18 protein-coding genes are annotated in these 19600 nt (G+C 51.6%); 5 read left to right on the top strand and 13 right to left on the bottom strand.

Annotated features, from left to right (window positions below):
* Positions 1-22: 22 nt before the first annotated feature.
* Positions 23-1372, top strand: a complete 1350-nt coding sequence (locus tag H1D31_RS15145; protein ID WP_261259653.1) for a 5-methyltetrahydrofolate--homocysteine methyltransferase — start codon at positions 23-25, stop codon at positions 1370-1372.
* A 267-nt stretch (positions 1373-1639) separates the two neighbouring features.
* Positions 1640-2194: a phosphoribosyl-AMP cyclohydrolase gene (locus H1D31_RS15140; protein ID WP_261259652.1), complete on the top strand. Its 555-nt coding sequence runs from the start codon at positions 1640-1642 to the stop codon at positions 2192-2194.
* A gap of 169 nt (positions 2195-2363) precedes the next feature.
* Here the strand turns inward: H1D31_RS15140 and H1D31_RS15135 are convergent, their stop codons facing one another.
* The 6 genes from H1D31_RS15135 to H1D31_RS15110 form a co-directional block, all read right to left on the bottom strand.
* Positions 2364-3038: a response regulator transcription factor gene (locus H1D31_RS15135; protein ID WP_008606651.1), complete on the bottom strand. Its 675-nt coding sequence runs from the start codon at positions 3036-3038 to the stop codon at positions 2364-2366.
* Complete coding sequence (locus tag H1D31_RS15130; RefSeq protein WP_261259651.1) at positions 3019-4626, bottom strand: sensor histidine kinase; 1608 nt, start codon at positions 4624-4626, stop codon at positions 3019-3021. Before H1D31_RS15130 ends, H1D31_RS15135 begins: the two co-directional genes overlap by 20 nt.
* A gap of 80 nt (positions 4627-4706) precedes the next feature.
* The gene (locus H1D31_RS15125) at positions 4707-5345 is read right to left on the bottom strand and encodes a DUF1826 domain-containing protein (protein ID WP_261259650.1); all 639 of its coding nucleotides are present in this window, start codon (positions 5343-5345) and stop codon (positions 4707-4709) included.
* Positions 5345-6544, bottom strand: a complete 1200-nt coding sequence (gene zigA, locus H1D31_RS15120) for a zinc metallochaperone GTPase ZigA (protein ID WP_261259649.1) — start codon at positions 6542-6544, stop codon at positions 5345-5347. The genes H1D31_RS15125 and zigA overlap by 1 nt, the downstream gene beginning before the upstream one ends.
* A gap of 312 nt (positions 6545-6856) precedes the next feature.
* Entirely contained in the window at positions 6857-7120 is a 264-nt protein-coding gene (locus tag H1D31_RS15115; protein WP_261259647.1) for a type II toxin-antitoxin system RelE/ParE family toxin, read from the bottom strand.
* Between the two features lie 5 nt (positions 7121-7125).
* The gene (locus H1D31_RS15110; RefSeq protein WP_008606656.1) at positions 7126-7368 is read right to left on the bottom strand and encodes a DUF1778 domain-containing protein; all 243 of its coding nucleotides are present in this window, start codon (positions 7366-7368) and stop codon (positions 7126-7128) included.
* A gap of 230 nt (positions 7369-7598) precedes the next feature.
* Between H1D31_RS15110 and H1D31_RS15105 the strand changes: the two genes are divergently transcribed.
* The gene (locus tag H1D31_RS15105) at positions 7599-7775 is read left to right on the top strand and encodes a hypothetical protein (protein WP_008606657.1); all 177 of its coding nucleotides are present in this window, start codon (positions 7599-7601) and stop codon (positions 7773-7775) included.
* Between the two features lie 135 nt (positions 7776-7910).
* Here H1D31_RS15105 and H1D31_RS15100 read toward each other — a convergent pair whose 3' ends face one another.
* Genes H1D31_RS15100 through H1D31_RS15080 form a run of 5 tightly spaced genes read right to left on the bottom strand, consistent with a single transcriptional unit; the run spans position 7911 to position 12724 of the window.
* The gene (locus H1D31_RS15100) at positions 7911-9590 is read right to left on the bottom strand and encodes a M28 family peptidase (RefSeq protein ID WP_261259646.1); all 1680 of its coding nucleotides are present in this window, start codon (positions 9588-9590) and stop codon (positions 7911-7913) included.
* Positions 9590-10951, bottom strand: a complete 1362-nt coding sequence (locus H1D31_RS15095; protein WP_261259645.1) for a dihydroorotase — start codon at positions 10949-10951, stop codon at positions 9590-9592. Before H1D31_RS15095 ends, H1D31_RS15100 begins: the two co-directional genes overlap by 1 nt.
* A gap of 60 nt (positions 10952-11011) precedes the next feature.
* Positions 11012-12088, bottom strand: a complete 1077-nt coding sequence (locus H1D31_RS15090; protein WP_261259644.1) for a CobW family GTP-binding protein — start codon at positions 12086-12088, stop codon at positions 11012-11014.
* The gene (locus tag H1D31_RS15085; protein WP_261259643.1) at positions 12078-12512 is read right to left on the bottom strand and encodes a TraR/DksA C4-type zinc finger protein; all 435 of its coding nucleotides are present in this window, start codon (positions 12510-12512) and stop codon (positions 12078-12080) included. Before H1D31_RS15085 ends, H1D31_RS15090 begins: the two co-directional genes overlap by 11 nt.
* Positions 12509-12724: a hypothetical protein gene (locus H1D31_RS15080; RefSeq protein WP_138984207.1), complete on the bottom strand. Its 216-nt coding sequence runs from the start codon at positions 12722-12724 to the stop codon at positions 12509-12511. The genes H1D31_RS15085 and H1D31_RS15080 overlap by 4 nt, the downstream gene beginning before the upstream one ends.
* Positions 12725-12928: 204 nt before the next feature.
* Between H1D31_RS15080 and H1D31_RS15075 the strand changes: the two genes are divergently transcribed.
* Together H1D31_RS15075 and H1D31_RS15070 are read left to right on the top strand one after the other, a co-directional pair.
* Entirely contained in the window at positions 12929-14983 is a 2055-nt protein-coding gene (locus H1D31_RS15075) for a TonB-dependent receptor (RefSeq protein WP_261260100.1), read from the top strand.
* A gap of 194 nt (positions 14984-15177) precedes the next feature.
* On the top strand, positions 15178-18051 hold the full coding sequence (locus H1D31_RS15070) for an insulinase family protein (protein WP_261259642.1): 2874 nt from the start codon (positions 15178-15180) through the stop codon (positions 18049-18051).
* Positions 18052-18102: 51 nt separating this feature from the next.
* Here the strand turns inward: H1D31_RS15070 and H1D31_RS15065 are convergent, their stop codons facing one another.
* Together H1D31_RS15065 and H1D31_RS15060 are read right to left on the bottom strand one after the other, a co-directional pair.
* Positions 18103-18516 carry a phosphate ABC transporter substrate-binding protein gene (locus H1D31_RS15065; protein ID WP_261259641.1) on the bottom strand — a complete coding sequence of 138 codons (414 nt, stop codon included), beginning with the start codon at positions 18514-18516 and terminating at the stop codon, positions 18103-18105.
* 10 nt (positions 18517-18526) lie between these two features.
* Complete coding sequence (locus tag H1D31_RS15060; protein WP_261259639.1) at positions 18527-19597, bottom strand: porin; 1071 nt, start codon at positions 19595-19597, stop codon at positions 18527-18529.
* Between the last annotated feature and the right edge of the window lie 3 nt (positions 19598-19600).

Below are 19600 nucleotides of genomic sequence, written 5' to 3'. Positions count from 1 at the left end.
TCGAGTATCAGAGGAAGACACTATGCGTTATCTAACACCGACCCGGACTGTTGCCGTGGCCGTAGCCGCAGCTTTGCTTGCGGCTTGTGGAGATACGACAATTAATATTAACGAGCAGGAGCCGATTGTTATTGAGCGGCCGGGGCATGATCATGACCATGATAAGGTGAATCCGGTAGGCCGGTTAGTGTTAACCGCGATTGATAACCCTTTCGTGCAAATCTTAGAGTTACCCGCTAAAACCGAACTGAACACCTTTATGGTCAGTGCGACACCCAGTGATCTTTATGCCAGTGGCGATTACCGCTATGCAGCTGTGGTACAACGTACCCAGGATCTGGTGAACTTTATTGATGGTGGTTTATGGCAGGAAGACCATGTCGACCATCTACATGATTATCAGGAAGCGCCACGTTTTATGCCGTTTCAGTTAACGGGCGTCAGACCAACGCACTTTCAGCAGGGGCCGGGCCAGCTGGCGGTGTTTTTTGATGGTAATGCCGCAACAGGCGCGCCTGCCAGTGTCGCGGTGTTAACCGACGCCGATATCGGTGAAGATCGCACTGATTACCCGACATTAACGCTAACGACTCACCAGCATGGTGCGGCACAGGCGCGGGGTGAGTTTTTAATCAGTACCCTGCGCGATGTAAACAGCAGCACCACCCTGCCAAGTCAGGTGGCACTGTATAAACGTCATGGTGATCATTTCGATCAGGAACAAGTCTTTGCCGAAAACTGTCCTAACTTACATGGCAGCGCACAGAATCATGATTTTGTGGCCTTTGGTTGCTCGGATGGTGTACTGCTGATTGAACAGAATGGCAATACCTTTACGGCCAGTAAGCTGGCGAATACCGCTGACTTTACCGGTACGCTGCGTATTGGCACCCTGGCCGGCGACAAAGCCGCAGAGCATTTTATTGGTTTAGCGGGTGCTCAGGTGTTCGCGATTGATGCTGAAGATGCCAAAATGGAAAAGCTGGATTGGCAGCCAGGTACTGCTAATGCGATCTGGGGCTATGGCTTTGCAGACGGTGCCGAGAAGTTTGTCCTGCTGGATAACACCGGGCAACTGACCATTTTTAACTACCATGGTCATGCCCATGCCGGCCAAAGTGCCTTTACCTATGCGGCTAAAGTTGCAGTATCGAACGCTGATCTGAGCCTGTTACCGGCAGGGGCCCGTTTCCAATTAGCGATTTCGGCGGCCGATGACAAAGTTTATATCACCGATCCAATCCGTAAAGAGCTGATTACGGTGGATGTGCATGATGCAGAAATCAAAAGCCGCAAACAGCTAAACTTTACACCACACCGCATTACGTGGCTGGGTATTGCTGAGCCGGCAGATGATCATCACGACCATTAATTAACACCCTAACTTCCTGGTGGGTTTGGCCGCTGCAACTGCAGCGGCTTTTTTATTTGCGCTTTATCCTAACAGTTACGCTGTTGTCAGCCTTTGCCGGATTTCATTTGCACAAGCATCGCTGGATTTTCAGGTTAATTTAATCTAAACACTGTGGCTTATTCATCTTAGTCAGGCCGTTTTGTTCATCGCAGCGCTTTAATATGCACAGCAGTTAACAACAAACTTGGTGCCTGCGGAGTCGGGCCTGACTAAAAAGGTAAAACGATGAAAACAGCAAAATTATCATTCTTTACTGCCAGTTTTTTACTGGCCGCCGCAGTGCAGGCGGCACCCGGTTATAAAAATGTCATTACCGAAGCTGAACTGCAGGCCGCACAGCAGGCCTGGGGTGAGGCGCTGATCAGTATTAGTCAGGCTTATCAGCAAGGTGGTCGTGACCAGGCTACCAGCCGGGCGCGCGAGGTACTGGATGCCGCTTATGGCTATAACCTGGGCCCGGTATTGTTTAAACCGACGCTGACCAGCGGTGAGCAGACTTTCCGCACCAGTTACGATGGCGCCCTGGCGTACTTTGTCGGCGGTAACAGTGCCTTTGCCGATGACAGTGGTTTTGCCCTGAAAGGCTGGCAAGGTTATCAGTTCCGCAATGCTGCGGTGCATATTAACGGCGATCTGGCGTTGACGATGGGGCATGTGATGCTGACCAATGCGGCCGGCGAGGTGACCACTGTCGACAAAACCTGGGGCTTTAAAAAAGATGACCAGGGTGCGTTGCGGATCGTGTTACACCATTCCTCCCTGCCTTTTAGCGCAAACTAAAGGCAACAACATCCCCTCCTGAGTTCCCATCATGGCTTTTGGCTGGTAAGGCGCCTCTGCTTACCAGCCTTTTTTCGTCCGAAAAGACCACAGCCCGAGACAGCAAATGGCTAGGGCGTGTTGACGTTTGCTGCTTGTTTTTGCAGCAAACGTCAACACGCCCTAAGGTTTACTCGGCCTGCAGGCAATAGCCCAGACCGCGGCGGGTGTGTAACAGTTTTTGCGGATGGTGCTCGTCCACTTTTTTGCGCAGCCGGGCCATATACACATCCACGATATTGGTCAGCGGATCTTCGTTCAGCCCCCAAACATTGGTCAGGATCCGCTCGCGGCTGTAAACTTTACCGCTATTGGCCATCAGCAGCTCCAGGATCGCCAGCTCTTTGGCGGTAAGCAGTAAATCACGGCCGGCCCGCTGCACTCGCATGGTGTCTAAATCTAACAGTAAATCGGCAACCTGTAGCTGACGGCTTTGTACCGGGCTTAAGCCCCGTTTTGCCAGGCTTTCAATCCGGGCTAATAATTCCTCGAAATGAAACGGCTTGCCGAGGTAGTCATCTGCGCCACAGCGTAGGCCCTTTACCCGCTCTTCAACTTCCGATAACGCCGATAGCATCAGGATGCGGGCATTAACTTGCTGGCTGCGCAATTGCTGGCACAGCGTCAGGCCATCCACCTGCGGCAGCATCCGGTCCAGCACGATAATATCCGGCTCGAACTGACGTACAGCCTCCAACACATCCCGACCGTTAGTAATTACCTGCGTCAGATAGCCCTCAGCCTTCAGGCCACGGGCCAGAAAAGCGGCAACCTTATCATCATCCTCAACGATCAGAATCTTCATCATTCACTCCCGGAAACAGCGGTAAGGTTAGCGTTACGCAGGTACCACGCGGTTGGTTCGCTGACAGGCGGATGCTGCCATCATGAGCTTCCATAATATCTTTGGCAATACAAAGGCCGATACCCAGGCCATCCGGCCTGGCCTGCCGGGCAGCAGAGCTGCGGTAGTGTCGGGCAAAGACTTGGGCGATTTCATCCGGCTGGATCCCGATACCCTGATCCGCCAGCGTCAGCTGTAACTCGGTCTCAGTAGCATAGAGCTTCAGATTCAGCGCCGGACTATCTTTGGCATATTGCCGGGCGTTATCGACAATAATACGTAGCACGGCAGAAAATTTTTCGTCATCGACCAACAGGTAAAGTGGGTCGGCCGTACGACCTGAAATATCAGTATGCAGTGGCACAGCGGCGGGTAACCATTGCTGTATCGTGCTGATACTTTGCTGAATAAACTGTGCCAGCGGTTTGGTATGCAGCTGTACCTGACGCAGGCGATCCTCACCGCGAGCCAGCAGCAGTAAGTCGTCAATCCGGCGGCTAAGTTGCTGGCTGGCACTGAGGATCCGGCTAAAGGCGTCCTGATAGTCGCTGGTGCTTTTCGGCTGACCGCGTAAGCTGATTTCGGCCTCGCCCTGAATACTGGTCGCCGGTGTTCTCAGCTCATGGCTAATGTCCGCCAGCAGTTGCTTTTGCCGGTACTCGGCCTGATGTAACTGGTCCAGGGCCTGCTGTAACTGACTGGTGCGTTCGGCAACCAGTTGCTCGGCCGCCAGCTGGCTTTGCTTTTCGCGTTTGGCATAGTCCGCAATATAGCCGGACATCAGATTAAACTGGCGCGCCAGTTCAGCAAATTCGCCCGGGCCCTGCTCAGCAATGCGGTATTCAAAATGCCCCTGCTGCAGCTGTTTCGTGCCATCCAGTAACGATTGCAGCGGCCGGCTTAGCGCGCGCGCCAGATAAAAACCCAGCATAATCGCCAGTACCAACCCCAGCAGACTAATTAAAATGGTGGTGCGTTTGACACTTTGTACTGCACTCAGGGCATCGCTTTCGGTGCTTTGGGCCCGCTGGCGTTGTCCGACTATGGCTTGTTGCAGCAATTCTGCCAAATCGGTGTCCTGGATTTTATCAAATAAACTGATTAGCGCTGTCCAACGTTCGGCATCATCTTTGTAGCGGGCAATTTCGCGGGTTTTCAGCGCCTGCTCCAGAGTTTGCAGATTGGTTTGCAACAGTGAAATCACCTTAACCTGTTGCATAGTGTGTTGTAAGTCTGCTTCCTGACTGTGATACAGCTGATCGCGAATGGCCAGCTGCTCCAAAGTGCTCAGTTGCTGCTGCATCCGGTTGAACAGGGTATCGCGAAATTGGGTATTGGCGTCGTCTGTTAGCAGATATTCGGCCAGCCAGACTTTTAGCCGCTGTTTATCTGCCCTCAGCGAAATAAATTCGGCCAGCATCTGGTTGGCAACCCGGTTGCGTTCAGTATGGAACTCGGAATTTTGCTGCGCCCAAAACGCCATGCCTGCCTGCAGCAGGATAATGCTTAGCAGTACACAGAGCGAGACTGCCAACTTTCGTAGAAACATGCTGCGCTGCCTATCTGGTCAAGTGAACGACCAGTATAGAGCTTTCAGCGAGGCGGATCATGAAAATCAGGTTAACGTGATCAGTCTTGCCAAACCGGATCCAGTGTCAGTAGCAGGCGTGGTTCAGCCAGTGCCGGCGAGCGATGGCTAATGGCATAGGTGGCCATATTTTCCCAGCCACTGCCTTTAAGCAGTGCGACATCAGCCTGCTGTAGCTGCTGCACCCGGGCGTTGTTGTCAGTAAGGGCGCCGGCATGCCATTCCGTAGCCGGACCGTGGTAGGTGGTAACCAGGCGACAGCACAGATGATCGGTATGAAAGCGCGGACACATTGCCTGGTTTAATACTTTGAGGCGCAGACCGAGCTGTTGGCACTCCATCAAACAGGCAAACATCTGCGCTATCAGCGTCAGATCGGCGATAAAGTCTTCCTTACCCGGCGCATCCGGCAATGCCGGTTGCAGGTAATCCGGCAGCTGTTCCGGGCTGATAAAGTGTTGCAGCGGCAACCGCAGCAACGACAGCAGTTGCTGGCTATAGCTTGCCACTGCCGGAGCCAGAGAGCGTTGCCATACCGCCAGATTGACATCCGCACTAAAAATCTCTGTCAGTACCTCAACTGAAGAGGACAGCTGTTGCCGCGCCGGCAGTAAAGCGGGCTCAGGGGTAAATTGCAAAGGCACGCTGCTTTTTGTGTTGTTGGCCATCAGCTGGCTCATCAGGCGGGCTCCTGTCCGGCAAAGGGATTGGCGTACCGTTGCCACTCTGACGCACCTTTGGCTAATTCATGATCAGTCAGCAGCGCATCCTGCAATTGCTGTCGCAGGGCGGCCTGGTCGAGTTGCTGGCCAATAAACACCAGTTCCTGCCGGCAATCGCCAAAGGGATCATGAAATTGTGCCAAAATCGCTGCCTGCGATTCGGCATCGTCTGGCCACTCGTCGCGCGGCACGGCTTGCCAGAACAACCCGGCCATGCCATAGCGGGCAATGCCACCGGCCTGATGCCATTGCCAGGCGTAATCGGGGGTACTGGCTAACCAAAAATAACCTTTAGAGCGCAGTAATTTGCCGGTTGGCCAATCTTGATGTAAAAAGTCATAGAAACGCTGTGGATGAAACGGCCGCCGCGCGACAAAACTAAAGCTACTGATGCCATATTCTTCGGTTTCTGGTGTATGCTCACCGCGCAGCTCCTGTAACCAGCCTGGCGCCTGCGCCGCCTGCTCAAAGTCAAATAAGCCAGTATTAATAATCTCCGACAGCGCCACCTTACCCTGTTCGGCTAGCAGTTGTTTGGCTCTGGGGTTAAGGGATTTTAAGATGGCTTGTAATTGCGCCAGTTGCGCCGCATCGACTAAATCGGTTTTACTGATCACCAGCACATCACAAAATTCGACCTGTTCAATCAGCAAGTCGGCGATACTGCGCTCATCCTCTTCACCCAGGCTTTCCCCGGCACTGGCCAGATCGCGGGCTTCCTGATAATCCTTTAAAAAGTTAACCGCATCCACCACGGTCACCATGGTATCCAACCGGGCGATGTCTGACAGCCGGCTGCCGTCTTCATGTTCAAAAGTAAAGGTTTCGGCAATCGGCAGTGGTTCGGAGATCCCGGTCGACTCAATTACCAGATAATCAAAGCGTCCTGCTTTGGCCAGCTTGCCAATTTCCAGCAATAAATCTTCGCGCAGGGTGCAACAAATACAGCCATTGCTCATCTCGATCAGCTTTTCTTCGGCACGGTTCAGGCTGATTTCTTTATTGATCTGGGCGGCATCAATATTGATTTCACTCATATCATTAACGATAACCGCAATGCGCAGGCCATCGCGGTTATGCAAAATATGGTTTAGTAAGGTGGTTTTACCGGCGCCGAGAAAACCGGATAACACCGTTACAGGTAATGCTGTGGTCATGGAATAGCCTGTGCGTTGCTTTGTAATGTTATAGTGTATCAATTATAACCTGCCTGAGTGGCAAGTCTATAGCCAATAGATTTCGCGATAGCGGCTTAGCAAAGACCGAGTAAACAGACTAATCAGGGGAAATGGTGCAAATCTACGCCCACAAGTAGCAGATCACTGTGCCAAGGGAACTGGAGCAGCAGATATGAATTAAGTTAGGTGGACTCCGCTTCACACTGTTAGGGACATAACATTGAGCGGTCAGCATTCTGACGGCGATCTTAACCCAATCGCGCTTTCAGCCGAGTCACAATATCCCGGCGTTCATGGATGATGCCGATAATCACTGGTTTGGGGGATGCACCCTGAATAAAAAATATAGTGATATCGGTATTTTGCCACTAAAAGGTGAGGGAAAGTGCTTGAGAAAGATCTACCTGGTAGCGCTTTGGTAGCAATGGCATGGAAGGCCTCTTTAAGGCCGTCCCGGTACTGTTTCAGCATGTCGCTGCCCCAATGGTCGAGGGTATAACGTGCCACTTCCAGCAGGTCTTGTTCTGCGTCGGCGGTAAGCACATAGGGCAGCATTGTTGTTAACCCTTTTCCCGTTCAGCCTCGGCAAAAATCTCGTCAACCGTGCGGGTGGCAAACTTGCCCTGTTCGGCAGCCTGGATGCGCGGCGCCAGAAAGGTTTCCAGCGCTTTCAGGGCGCTTTCTTCATCACCATTAGGCAGTGTGCGCTCAAGTACATAGTCCTTGATGGATTTACCTTGCAGGGCTGCGGCGGCTTTCAGGCGCTGATGCTGTGCCGGGGTAACTTCGATGGAAAGGCGCATGGGGAGCTCCTCGTCGCGATAAGGGACTTATGCCAAGTATAGGTTGGCTGTAGCAAATGTTCAATAGTAGACATTTGTTGTTTTGTTGGCAGCCAGATGAATATGGTTATTGTGCTGCCGTAAGATAAATTCAGTGCCCAGTGCTTTAATCCCGCCAACATTGATTTGTATAGCTCTTTGTAATAGCGGGTGAGTAAAGACAGGGTAATTAGATTAGTTATTGAGTCTGTTTGGCTTTTCTTTTAGGTCTGCCTGTTGATGTGATTATTGGTGTGAATGCCAAGGTGTTTGCTCAGGCGCAGGGCGTACCCTTTGTTAATGCAGCAGGTGAAGCCCTGACGCCGGCAACAATGCATTACTATTTTACTTTTGTTTCAACTTTTGTATTGGCTGCCGTTGGCGCCTAGGTGACTAAAATCATCTAATAACTCCGTTTTCTATGGGGTTATGATAGAGAAATTTAGCGGTAAAGCACTGCGACAAATTGTCGCAGTGCTGGAACTACTCGGTGTGAGCCGCAGGGGACGTTGAAGGGAAGGTGCTTACTGCCTTGTTTGTCTTAATTGCTGTCCAAGCTGATAAAACTCACTTTGCGTTGACCAACTTGGCCATTGCCCGCTATTGGCCAGCTCTGCTAGCACCAGATAATGCAGCTGAGTGTCTTGCAGTAGGGCACCAAAGTCCCAATCCGGGGTAAAGATATCATCCGGCGTATGGTAGCGCGCCTGAGTGGCTTGCAAAGCCGCTTCACCTACCGCTTTTCCACCCTGCAGGCTGTCGGTTCCCGGCCCCATAAAGAGTCCTGGAATACCGACCTGGGCAAAAGCAAACTGATCTGAACGGTAGAAAAAGCCTTTTTCAACTTCAGGATTGCCTATCACCACCCGTTGCTGCTTAGCGGCCTGAGATCTGACAACATCATCCAGCTCGGATTGTCCTAAACCGATGATCCAGATATCACGGGTTTCGGGCACTGGGAGTAGGGCATCGATATTAATGTTAGCGACAATCTGTGCTAATGGCACTGTGGGATTGGCAACATAGTGCTTGGTACCGAGCAAGCCTGATTCTTCCAGCGTGATCACTAAAAACAGCAATGAGCGCTCAAAACCGCCCTGAGCAACGGCTTGCTCTGCGATAGCTAACAAGGCGGCAACCCCACCGGCGTTATCAATGGCGCCATTGTAAATCGCTAGCGCCCCATCCTCTTTTGGAATGGCTCCGAGGTGATCCCAATGCGCGGTTACCACTAACCATTCGTCTGCACGGCTTTTGCCGGGTAAGGCAGCTAACACGTTATTCGAGCTGCCGGTCTGCACATCTAGCTTGATGCTGGCACTAAGCTGATGGCCTTCCAAGGCGACCGCCTGAAAACCTGGTTGGGCGGCACGGGTCTTCAGCGCCTGAAAATCTAAACCGGCGCTGGCGAATAACTGCTCAGCACCTTCAGTAGAGAGCCAGCCGATCACCGGTGTTTTGGCACTTTGATTATTGGCTAAATCAAATTGGGCGCGCTGCATCATATTTTGCACCACATTAAAGCCATAACCGGCAGCTGCGGTATCGTGCACAATTAAACAGGCTGCGGCTTGTTGCCGGGCACATTCTTCATATTTGTAGGTCCAGCGGCCATAGTAGGTCATCTCCTCGCCTTTAAATAAGGCGGGATCTTTACTGGCAAAGCCTGGATCATTTACCAGCACAATAACCGTTTTACCTTTGGCATCCAGTGCCGCGAAATCATGCCATTGATACTCGGGAGCAACCACGCCATAGCCGGCAAACATAATATCGCTGGCACTCAGGTTTACCTCTGTTTGCCCGGTACGGGAGCTCACCACGATATCTGTTCCTACCTGCGGTTGCCAGCCATTAGCACTGCCTGTTAAACGGACTTGCGGCTGACCGATATTCGTGACCTGCATATAGGGTACAGCCTGAGTAAAACTGCCGTCGTTACCGGCTTGTAATCCCAGTTGTTGGAATTGTTGTACCAGATAATCGACGGTAAGAGTTTCGCCCTCGGTACCCGGCTGGCGGCCTAAAAAGGTATCGCTGGCCAGTTGTTGGATATGCCGGCTTAACTGCTCAGCCTGAAATTCAACCTGTGCTGTACTTTGATGGCCACCGGTATTTTGCGACAGGCTGGGTTCGGGGGCTTTGCCGCAACCGGCAATGATTACAGCCGCACTAAGTAGTGGTAGTACAAAATGTTTTTTCATCAAAACTCCTGCTTAAAGGTTTCTGCAAAACGAAAGGCTTGCCCTTGCGGCTGCCCCAGCACCTGATCACTGTGCATCACCAGTTTGCCGTTAATTAGGGTAGCAATAGGCCAGCCGGTTACTCTTGTACCATGATAGGGCGTCCAACCGACTTTACTGGCAATCCAGCTGTTGTCGATCTGACGTTGTGCCGCTAAATCAACCAGCGTTAAATCGGCATCATAGCCCACGGCTAGCCGGCCTTTGCCGATTAAACCAAAGATCCGTGCCGGATTGCTGCTGATTAAATCAACCAATCTTAATAGACTCAGGCGCCCGGCAGCAACGTGATTCAACATGATCGGCAGCAGGGTTTGTACCCCGGTCATACCGCTGGGAGAATCCGGATAGCTTCTGGCTTTCTCTGCCAGTGTATGGGGGGCATGATCGCTACCGAGGATATCGACAGTGCCATCGCTTATCCCCTGCCACAGCGCAGCTTGATGCCAGGCTTCCCTTACCGGCGGATTCATCTGTGCCAGGCTGCCTAATTGCTGATAGCAATCCGGTGCTACCAGTGACAAATGATGAGGCGTGGTCTCCACCGTAAGCCAGTGTTTAAAGGCTGCCAGATACTGCATTTCCTCCGCGGTCGACACATGCAGGATATGCAGCGGGCGCCTGGCTTGCTGGGCCAGTGCCACAATCCGTTGCGTGGCCAGGAAGGCACTTTCGCTATCGCGCCAGACCGTATGGTTACAAACATCATTAGCGGTTAACGGCTTGCGTGTTCTTAAGCGCGCTTCATCTTCGGCATGGATCGCTACCCGCCGCTTACCATCCTGTAAAATGCTTAACAGCAGTTCATCTTGCTCTGCCAGTAAGTCGCCAAAGGAGCTTCCCATAAATACCTTAATACCGGCACAGCCCGGTAGCTGCTCTAATTGGGCTAATTGCCCCAAATTTGCGGCGCTGCCACCGATATAAAAGGCATAGTTGCAGTAGCTGTTTTGGGCCGCGATATCGAGTTTCGCTTGCAGGCAAGCGGCAGACAAGGTCAGTGGATTGGTATTCGGCATCTCGAAGAAGCCGGTAATGCCGCCCAACACAGCGCCCTTACTGCCGTGCGCAATATCTTCTTTATGGGTTAAACCCGGTTCACGAAAATGCACCTGCGTATCGATAGCGCCGGGTAATAGGTGCAGACCAGTGGCGTCCAATTGTTCGGTAAAGGTCCAGCCGCTGGCGCCGATAGCGGCAATCTTGCCGGCAACCACCGCCAGATCTGCCTGGATAATGCCGGCCGGTGTGACCAGCTGTCCATTCCGAATCAAGAGATCGGCATGTTTTTGCTGTATTTGTTTAAGAAAAGCACTTGCCATCAAATTGCTCCTTAACAGGGAGGGGGGAAGCGGCAAACACGCTGTTTCACCACCTTGGGCTTAAAGCAAAAAGGTTTCTATGGTTCTGGCCAGTGTTTCCCGCTCGATATCATAGGTAATAAATACCAAACGGGTTTGCCGGTCAGCGTCAGGCCAGGCAGTTAAAAAGGCCGCCGGATGAAAGATATGTTGCACCCCATGGATCACCACAGGGCCGGAGTGCCCCACGACATTAACAATGCCCTTCACCCTGAGCATATTCGAGCCCATTAACTGCATCAGGATATTAAGCCAGCCTTCCAGCCGACCAGGTGTAATGGCTTGTGGCAGCGTAAAGCAATGCGCCTTGATATGATCATTATGGCGGTTGGGATCATTCTGGCTAAGCGTGGCACTGGGCGCGCTGAGACTGGCAAGTTGCCCCGGCACAGTGTCACTCAGGCTGGTCAGTGAAAAGGCGGCACTGTTTAGCCATTGCCGCAGCGGGATAGTGCTTTGCTGAGGTTCAATATGGTCAAGACTCAGCAGCGCTTGTGGTTCTAAGTTGCCTTGCTGGATGGTTCTGATCTGAGCGGCCGGATTAAGCTGCTTTAACCGTGCAGTAAGCTGTGTCAGCTCTGGTGTTGGCTCAGCTTGTAAATCGGTTTTAGTCAGTAGCAACAAATCTGCTACCGCCACCTGCTTTTGTGATTCCGGATGCCGGTCCAGGGTTGCGGCAGCATGCAGGGTGTCGAGTGTGGTAATAACACCTTGTAGCCGGTATTTGGAGGCGAGGGTAATATCCGTCATCAGGGTATGCATAATAGGTGCTGGCTCAGCCAGGCCCGTGGTTTCAATAATCACCCGATCGAAACTGCGCTCGCCCTGGCGGGAGAAGCGCCAGTGAATATCACGCAAGGTTTTAGCCAGATCGCCACGGATGGTGCAGCATAAGCAGCCGCTGGCCAATTCGATAATCGTATCGTCACTGGCATGGCTGACCAGTAAATGATCCAGGCTGACAGTGCCAAACTCATTAATAATAATCAGGGTTCTGGCCAGCTCAGGTTGTTTTACCAGCTGGTTTAATAAGGTGGTTTTGCCACTGCCTAAAAAGCCAGTCAGTAAAAATACCGGTAAACGGGTGTTATTCGTCATAAAAATGTTTCTCAGCGCCTTCGTGCAGTAGTTTGACATCGGCGCAGTATTCCGAGACCGGCCTGATAAATAAGCGCGCCAAACCAATAGGCTCACCCGTTTCCAGGCAGTAACCGAATTCCCTGCGGGCGATGCGCGTTAGCGCCTGATCAATTTTTGGTAATAGCTTACGCTCGCGATCCATAATGCGCAGGCTAAGCCTTGACTCTTCTTCATATTGCGCCCGATCAACTTCATCACTAAGCTCTGGTGGGCTACTAAGCTGCTGTTTTAGTTCATCGATATGCAACATAGTGCGTTGTTTTAAATCGAGTAAATACCCTTTAAAAAATTCGAGTTGTTCTTCATTCATATAGTCTTCGTCTGGCGAGGCGAGCAGCCTGGCATGCTGCTCTGCGCGTTGGCTCAGATATTCGGCAGTCATATCTTTACTCCTGTTGCAAGCCGGGCAACTGCATCGTGGGGATGCAAGCTGTCCTGATGCTTGAATTCAATTGAGAACATAGGAAATTGCGTGCTGGGTAAATCAATACCTTGCATACCCACATAATCTAAATCGTTCCCAGGGTTGCTAAGGTGAGCCGAGGTGATCTCAATTAGCGATGAAGGGCTGATTTCAGAGGATAGTTGCAACATAGTACGGTCTGCGAGCTGAACAATAATGTGATATTATCACATTATTGTTCAGGGCCAAGCACTTTGCGCAAATTAGCGCTTACTCCAGCTTGCACGGCTAACAAGCTTATAGCCCTGGTTTTTCTGGTGTTAATCGAACAGAGCTTGCAGCGCATTGCGCTGCACTTTAGTATGCGGCAACTCTTAGAAGGTGAATAAATTGTGATGTTTAGACTAGCCAAAATCTCGTTAGCCGTAGTGACGGTGCTGGCACATAGCCAGGTTGCGTATGCGGAGCAGTCAGAGGCCATTGCTTCAGAGGCTGCTGCTAAAGTGGAACGTATTGAAGTGCGCGCTTCAGGTTTAAAGCGCGAAGTGGTCGAAATGGCCGGTCCGGTTTCGGTATTAAGCGGTGAAGAGCTGCTGCGCCGCACCGACGTCAGTATTGGCGAAACGCTAAAATACGAAGTGGGCGTACATGCCAATTATTATGGCCCGGTGGCATCGAGGCCGGTAATTCGCGGTCTGGATGGTGCACGGGTGCAGGTCGTGCATAACGGCATGGGCACCGGCGATGTGTCGCGGGAGGGACCGGATCATACTATTACTGCCGATGCAGTAACGGCACAGCAAATTGAAGTGTTACGCGGGCCGGCAACGCTGCTGTACGGCAGTGGCGCTATTGGTGGCGTGATCAATGTGGTCGATAACCGCATTCCGCAGCGGGTACCAGTGCAGCGTGAAACGATTCTGCAAACTCGCTATGGTACCGCAGCGGGGGATCGCAGTCTGAGCTTTGCCCATGACAGTGGCCAGGGCAACCTAGCCTGGCATGCCGACGGTAGCTACCGCAAAGGTAACGACTATCGGGTGCCGCGCTATCAGAATGACGAGGGCGATAGCAGTCGTCGCTTGCAGAATTCCTGGTCTGAGCACCAGGTGTTGAATCTGGGTAGCAGTTATGTGGTAGAGCAGGGCTTTGTCGGCGTCAGTATTGGCAAAATCAAAACGGAGTATGGTTTGCCGGAGGGCCCGTCCAGCGAGCCGGCAGAAGGTGAGTATATTAAACTGAACCAACAGCGCCTGGCGCTGGCTTCAGAGTATCGGCCGCAGCAATCCAACTGGCAGAATCTGAACTTTGATCTGGCTTTTACTGACTATGACCACGCTGAGTTTGAAGATGATGAGGCCGGCACCGAATTTCTGAGTAAAGCCTGGGAGCTGCGCAGCTCGGCAACTTATGAGTTACCAGCCAGTTGGCGCGGCATCTTCGGTTATCATGCCATTCTGCGGGATTACCAGGCGCTTGGTGATGAAACCTTTACCCCGAACACTGACACCGACAGTCATGCCCTTTTTATGTTGCATGAAAAACGCTTTGGCCCGGTGAAGCTGGAGTTTGGTAGCCGGTTTGAGCGTTTAACCCATCAGGCGTATGAGCTGACCGATGATAACGGCAGCCGAGATCTGCGACAGCAGTTTAATCTGTTTAGCTGGTCTGTCGGTGCGGTTTACCAACTACAAAGTGAGCAGCAGCTGACGCTATCTTACAGCCAGGCGGAGCGGGCACCGGCTGCCAATGAGCTGTATGCCAACGGCATTCATATTGGTACCCGCTCTTATGAAATTGGTGTGGCTTATCAGGTTGCAGCAGAAAGCTCGGGGGCCAGTATTCTGCATGATGCTGCACTGGCGACTGCCGAGCGTGCCAACAATCTGGATTTAGGTTGGCGCGGTCAGTTTGCCGATGTCCGGGCCAATATCAACCTGTTCTATAATCAAATCGATAATTATGCGTTTTTAGCTAACCTGGGCTTTCAGATCGCCGGCTTTGCTGCCTATCAGTATCAACAGCAAGATGCGCGCTTGCATGGCGCAGAAGCCAGTATCAGCTGGCAGTTGACACCTGAACATCAGTTAACGGTGCTGGGTGATACCGTAGTAGCACGACTGCGCAGTGGTGGCTATCTGCCGCGGGTACCCTCATTCCGGCTGGGTGCTGAATATGAATACCGGGCGGATAACTGGGCCGGTCAGCTGGGGCTAACGCACTATGGTAAACAAAACCGGCTGGCCGAAAATGAAAGCGCGACCGCGGGCTACACCCTACTGGAAGCGGGCTTGAACTATTACTTCGACTGGCAGCAACAGGAAGTGATGGCCTTTGCCAAGGTGCAAAACCTGACCAATCGCCTGGGCTTTGTGCACAGCTCCTTTATTAAGGAAGACGCGCCTCTGCCGGGACGACAGTTGGTACTGGGTTTACGCTTAAGTTTCTAACCACCCCTCCATCCTCGATACACCATTGCCGGACGGCTTGCTGAACGGCAATGGTGCTCCTGCAGCTTAGCGCTGCCGCCCTTGTGACATATTTTCTTACAAATCCGCTACCGCTCAGACTGGCGTGTTATTAGCGTTTTCGTTAGTATCAGGCTACGTATTTTTTACATTTTTTCGGTAGAAGGATCCGCAAAATGAAAAAACTCTTTATTGTCAGTGCAGTAGCTTTAGCTGTAATCACTGGCTGTGCTCAGCAACAACCGGTGTCACAAGGAACCGTTGTCGAGCAACAACAAGCTACCGCGATTCTGGTTAGCCCTAACGATCAACGCCAGTATAAAACCCTGACCCTGCCGAATAAAATTGAGGTGATCCTGGTATCGGATCCAACCACTGAGAATTCAGCGGTGTCGCTGAGTGTCGGTGCCGGCATGTTGCAAGACCCGATGACACAGCAGGGCCTGGCGCATTATCTGGAGCATATGCTGTTTATGGGTACTGAACGCTACCCGGATCCGGCGGAATACAGCAACTTTGTCAGTCAGCACAACGGTGCCGCCAATGCCTATACCTGGCTTGATATCACCAACTATATGCTGCAGATCAACAATCAGGCCTTTGATGAGGCCTTAGATCGTTTTTCTGACTTCTTTAAAAGTCCGAAATTCTATCCTGAGTATTCAGATAAAGAGCGCAACGCCGTCAATGCCGAGCAATCGATGCGCCGTGAACAGGATTTCCTGGCGCAGTTTGAGCTGATGCGCCGGATGTTTGGCGAGCACCCGTCAAACCGTTTTCTGGCGGGCAGCCTGGAAAGTCTGAGCGACAAGCCTGGTAGTAAGCTGCATGATGAAATGCTGGCCTATTTTGATAAGTACTACTCGGCCAATAATATGAAGCTGGCGCTGATTAGTAATTTGCCACTGGCTGAGATGGAGCTGCTGGCGCGTAAGCATTTTGGTGAAATCGTTAATAAAGATATTGAGATCCCAAAGGTAACAGCAGAACTGGATAATAGTCTGTTTGGTGCGAAGCGCATTCACTATGTGCCAAATCAGGATGTGAAACAACTGCGGTTAGATTTTACCATCCGTGACAACAGCGATCAGTATGCCGTTAAACCCAATGAATTTATTGCGTATTTATTACGTTCTGAAATGCCGGGTACTGCCGCCGCTCAGCTAAAAGCGGCGGGCCTGGTTTCCAGCTTTAATGTGTCGGTGACCCCGGATCTCTATGGTAACTACGGTACCCTGGCGATAGATATGAACCTGACTGATGCCGGTATGCAGCAGCGGGAAGCCATCACAGCGGTGGTGATGCAGTATCTGGATCTGATTAAGCAGCAGGGTGTCGATAGCAAATACTATAACGAGATCAAAACCAGCCTGGCCAATCAGTTCCAGTTTCTTGAGAAAACCGATGGTTTTGGCTACGTTGCCGGTTTAACCGCCGCGATGTTAAAGCTGCCGGTAAAACATGTGGTGGCAGCGCCCTATATTTACGAACGTTTTGATGCACAGGCCATCAACGATGTGTTAACCCAGCTGACACCGGCCAATCTGCGGGTGTGGTATATCAGCAAGCAGGAGCCGCATGACAGTGAGCTGATCCGCCATGTCGGTAAATATAAAATCGTTGATATCACTGCCGAAGAAAAAGCCGCCTGGCAACAACCGTTGGTGGCGTTGAACCTGCCGATGGTCAACCGCTTACTACCGGAAAGCTTCGCCATCAAAGCCCGTAGCACGCAGCAAAAACCTGAGCTGGTTGTCGAGCAGCAAGGCATTAAGGCCTGGTTATATCCAAGCCAGGCGTTTGCCGACCAACCTAAGGGCCGGCTGGATATCGTGCTGAACAGCCCGGCGGCACAGCAGGATATTAAAGCCCGGGTTGCCTTTGCGCTGTGGCGTGATTTGTATAGCCTGGAGCAAAGTGCGTTACGCACCGAAGCCAGTGCTGCCGGCATGGATGTTTGGTTAAATGATGGTAATGGTCTGATTTTAAACCTGGACGGCTTTACCGATAAGCAGCCGCTGTTGCTGGAGCAGTTATTAGCCGGTTTAACACCGAAGATCACGGCGGACGGTTATGCGCAGGCGGTTGACCGCTATGTGCGTGGCCTGGCAAACCAAACCCGGCAGGTACCATTCCGTCAGGCATTCTGGGCCTTTAACAGCCTGTATCGTGGCGGCAGCTATAATCCGGAGCAGTTAATTGCGACAGCTCAGGCGATGACGGCGGCAGATCTGCAGCAATTTATCGCCAGTACACTGCAGCAAAATCAGGTACGGGTGTTTGCTTTTGGTAATTACGATAAGCAGGATGTGCAAACTCTGGTCAGTAAGTTACAGGCCGCCTTACCGGCTGATCGTACCGTAACGCCTTACACGCAAAGCCCGTTCTGGTTACCCAAGCCGGGTGATGTGATTACCCTGCAGCGTGATATTGATGTCACAGACGTGGCCTTAGTGGATATGCATGTACATCCGGTTAAAGGGATGGCAAGCCGGGCAGCGGCCAGTGTGCTGGCTTCGCACTTCTCCAATCAGGCGTTTGACAAGCTACGTACCGAAGAGCAATTAGCTTACGCTGTGGGTGGTACGGCGATTGATCTGAACGATTACACCGGTTTTGGTTTGTACATTCAGACCCCGGTCAAGGGCCCGGCTGATATGCAGCAGCGCTTTGAGGAATTTAAACAGCAGTATTGGCAAACCCTGCAACAGGTCACGCCGGAGCAATTTGCTACCTTAAAGCAAAGCTTGCTGATTAGTCTGAACGAGCCACCAAAAAATCTGCAGGAAGAAATGGGACCTTTAGTCAGTGACTGGTATCGCGAGCGCTTTGACTTCGATTCCAAGCAGCAACTGATTGCGGCTGTGGAGCAGGTAACCTTAAAGGATGTGCAGGATTTCTACCAGCAAACGCTGCTTAACCCGCAGGCCGCCCGCTTATCGGTGCAAATGCGTGGTACCAGCTTCCGCGAGCAACCCTTCGCCAGCTTGCCAAATCAGCAATTGGTAACGGATATTGCTCAGTTCCAGCGCCAGATGGCCAAGCAGTAAAGTGCATATCGGCTAACTAAATCAGAGCGCCGGCAATTGCCGGCGCTTTTTTTAGTCAATTTCCAATACGACCTTCACTTTATCCGTTGCTGCACCTTTGCTGACATAACCAATAATATTCGGGTTATTGGCGACCAGCTCCAGCACCTCCGCATCGGAGTCCACTTCTTTTGGCGGCGTACCCTTGCCGGTAAATACTAATTTTGACCAATGTGCTTTGATCTGGCTGGAGCTGCGCCCCAGTGCTTTTTCATCAAAGTCATTACGGGTCTTATGGGTTTCGACCAGATTAATTGGCACTGCCTGACCACCGCCCGGGAAGCTGGAAGCCCGACCGGTATAGAGACGGTTCACGTCATCTTTGCTAATGTTCGCGCTATTAGAAGGGTGCACTATCACCTGAACTGCGGCAAAGCTGCTGGCTGTCAGCCAACATAACATGATCGCAAGACTAAATTTCAACATGGCCGGCTCCTTAAAATACTAAATCGACACCAAGGGTAATAGCATTGCTGTCTCCTGCGACTTCGTAGCCCGGAGTGCCTTTGTCTTTCACCCGATCAAACTGCAATTTAAAGGCAGCCGACTTGTGAAAATCGTAACGTAAGCCGGCACTGGTGGTGTGGTGCCGTTCGCCTTCGCTATCGAAGTCTGCATAGGACAGAAAGGGCGTGATTTGATTGACGCGATAGCCGAACGACACCATATAGGTATCGAAATTTTCTCCGGCCAGATCCAGCCGGTTAAGCTCGGTTAGCACGATCAGATTATTGTAATCGATGTTAAAAGACGAGCCATAAAAACGCCCGCGGCGACTGCCCCAGGACGCGGGAGTACTAACGCCATTTTCAATAAAGAAGCGCTCATTAACGTAGGTCATGTAGGTTAGGCGGATATCCAGCCAGTCACGGTTAAAGTTGAGCACCAGCCCGGTAATATCCTTCCAGATCTCGCGGGTTTGCACACCAAAGAAATAGTCAGATAACAGTTTATTCCGCTTATCATCTTCACGGCCATAATACAGATTACCGCTTAAATCCCAACTCCCTAGCTGGTAGTTAAAAAGCGCATTGATGCCATCATAATTAAAAATCTGCCAGGTATAATTATCTGCTGGCGGCCTTAACCAAAGGTAGGCGTAACCCACATCAAAAAAGTCCGAATAGTAATACAGTGGCAAGCGCTTTTTACCGGCTTGCAAAGTCCAGTGGTCGTTCAGCCGGTAAGACAAATATGCCCACTCAAATTTGGCATCAAAATCATCGGCACCGCGGGAGACAATCTGGCCGGTAACGGATAAGCCCTCTAACAGATCGGCACTTAACTGTAAGCCCATCCGGGTTTCCGGTTTAAAACTCCAATCTTCTTCATATACGGCAACTAAGGGATAGTTGGCTAGAAAGCTTGGGTCCGCACCGTCTAAACCATCTCCTGATAGCACCTTACCGCCGGCGACCGTAGCAAAGCCGGAAATCTTTACCTCGGCCATGCTGCTAAAGCAGCTCATACAAGCGATAGACAGTGCAAGTAAAGCAGGTTTTTTCATAAA

Source organism: Alishewanella sp. BS5-314 (assembly GCF_025377695.1).
GTDB lineage: Bacteria > Pseudomonadota > Gammaproteobacteria > Enterobacterales > Alteromonadaceae > Alishewanella > Alishewanella aestuarii.
The sequence above is the reverse complement of the archived record's forward strand: the minus strand, read 5'-3'. Positions and strand labels throughout refer to the sequence as shown.

Coding starts and splice junctions, on each gene's coding strand:
- H1D31_RS15145 (WP_261259653.1), top strand. CDS start 23: ATGCGTTATCTAACACCGACCCGGACTGTTGCCGTGGCCGTAGCCGCA.
- H1D31_RS15140 (WP_261259652.1), top strand. CDS start 1,640: ATGAAAACAGCAAAATTATCATTCTTTACTGCCAGTTTTTTACTGGCC.
- H1D31_RS15135 (WP_008606651.1), bottom strand. CDS start 3,038: ATGAAGATTCTGATCGTTGAGGATGATGATAAGGTTGCCGCTTTTCTG.
- H1D31_RS15130 (WP_261259651.1), bottom strand. CDS start 4,626: ATGTTTCTACGAAAGTTGGCAGTCTCGCTCTGTGTACTGCTAAGCATT.
- H1D31_RS15125 (WP_261259650.1), bottom strand. CDS start 5,345: ATGAGCCAGCTGATGGCCAACAACACAAAAAGCAGCGTGCCTTTGCAA.
- zigA (WP_261259649.1), bottom strand. CDS start 6,544: ATGACCACAGCATTACCTGTAACGGTGTTATCCGGTTTTCTCGGCGCC.
- H1D31_RS15115 (WP_261259647.1), bottom strand. CDS start 7,120: ATGCTGCCCTATGTGCTTACCGCCGACGCAGAACAAGACCTGCTGGAA.
- H1D31_RS15110 (WP_008606656.1), bottom strand. CDS start 7,368: ATGCGCCTTTCCATCGAAGTTACCCCGGCACAGCATCAGCGCCTGAAA.
- H1D31_RS15100 (WP_261259646.1), bottom strand. CDS start 9,590: ATGAAAAAACATTTTGTACTACCACTACTTAGTGCGGCTGTAATCATT.
- H1D31_RS15095 (WP_261259645.1), bottom strand. CDS start 10,951: ATGGCAAGTGCTTTTCTTAAACAAATACAGCAAAAACATGCCGATCTC.
- H1D31_RS15090 (WP_261259644.1), bottom strand. CDS start 12,088: ATGACGAATAACACCCGTTTACCGGTATTTTTACTGACTGGCTTTTTA.
- H1D31_RS15085 (WP_261259643.1), bottom strand. CDS start 12,512: ATGACTGCCGAATATCTGAGCCAACGCGCAGAGCAGCATGCCAGGCTG.
- H1D31_RS15080 (WP_138984207.1), bottom strand. CDS start 12,724: ATGTTGCAACTATCCTCTGAAATCAGCCCTTCATCGCTAATTGAGATC.
- H1D31_RS15075 (WP_261260100.1), top strand. CDS start 12,929: ATGTTTAGACTAGCCAAAATCTCGTTAGCCGTAGTGACGGTGCTGGCA.
- H1D31_RS15070 (WP_261259642.1), top strand. CDS start 15,178: ATGAAAAAACTCTTTATTGTCAGTGCAGTAGCTTTAGCTGTAATCACT.
- H1D31_RS15065 (WP_261259641.1), bottom strand. CDS start 18,516: ATGTTGAAATTTAGTCTTGCGATCATGTTATGTTGGCTGACAGCCAGC.
- H1D31_RS15060 (WP_261259639.1), bottom strand. CDS start 19,597: ATGAAAAAACCTGCTTTACTTGCACTGTCTATCGCTTGTATGAGCTGC.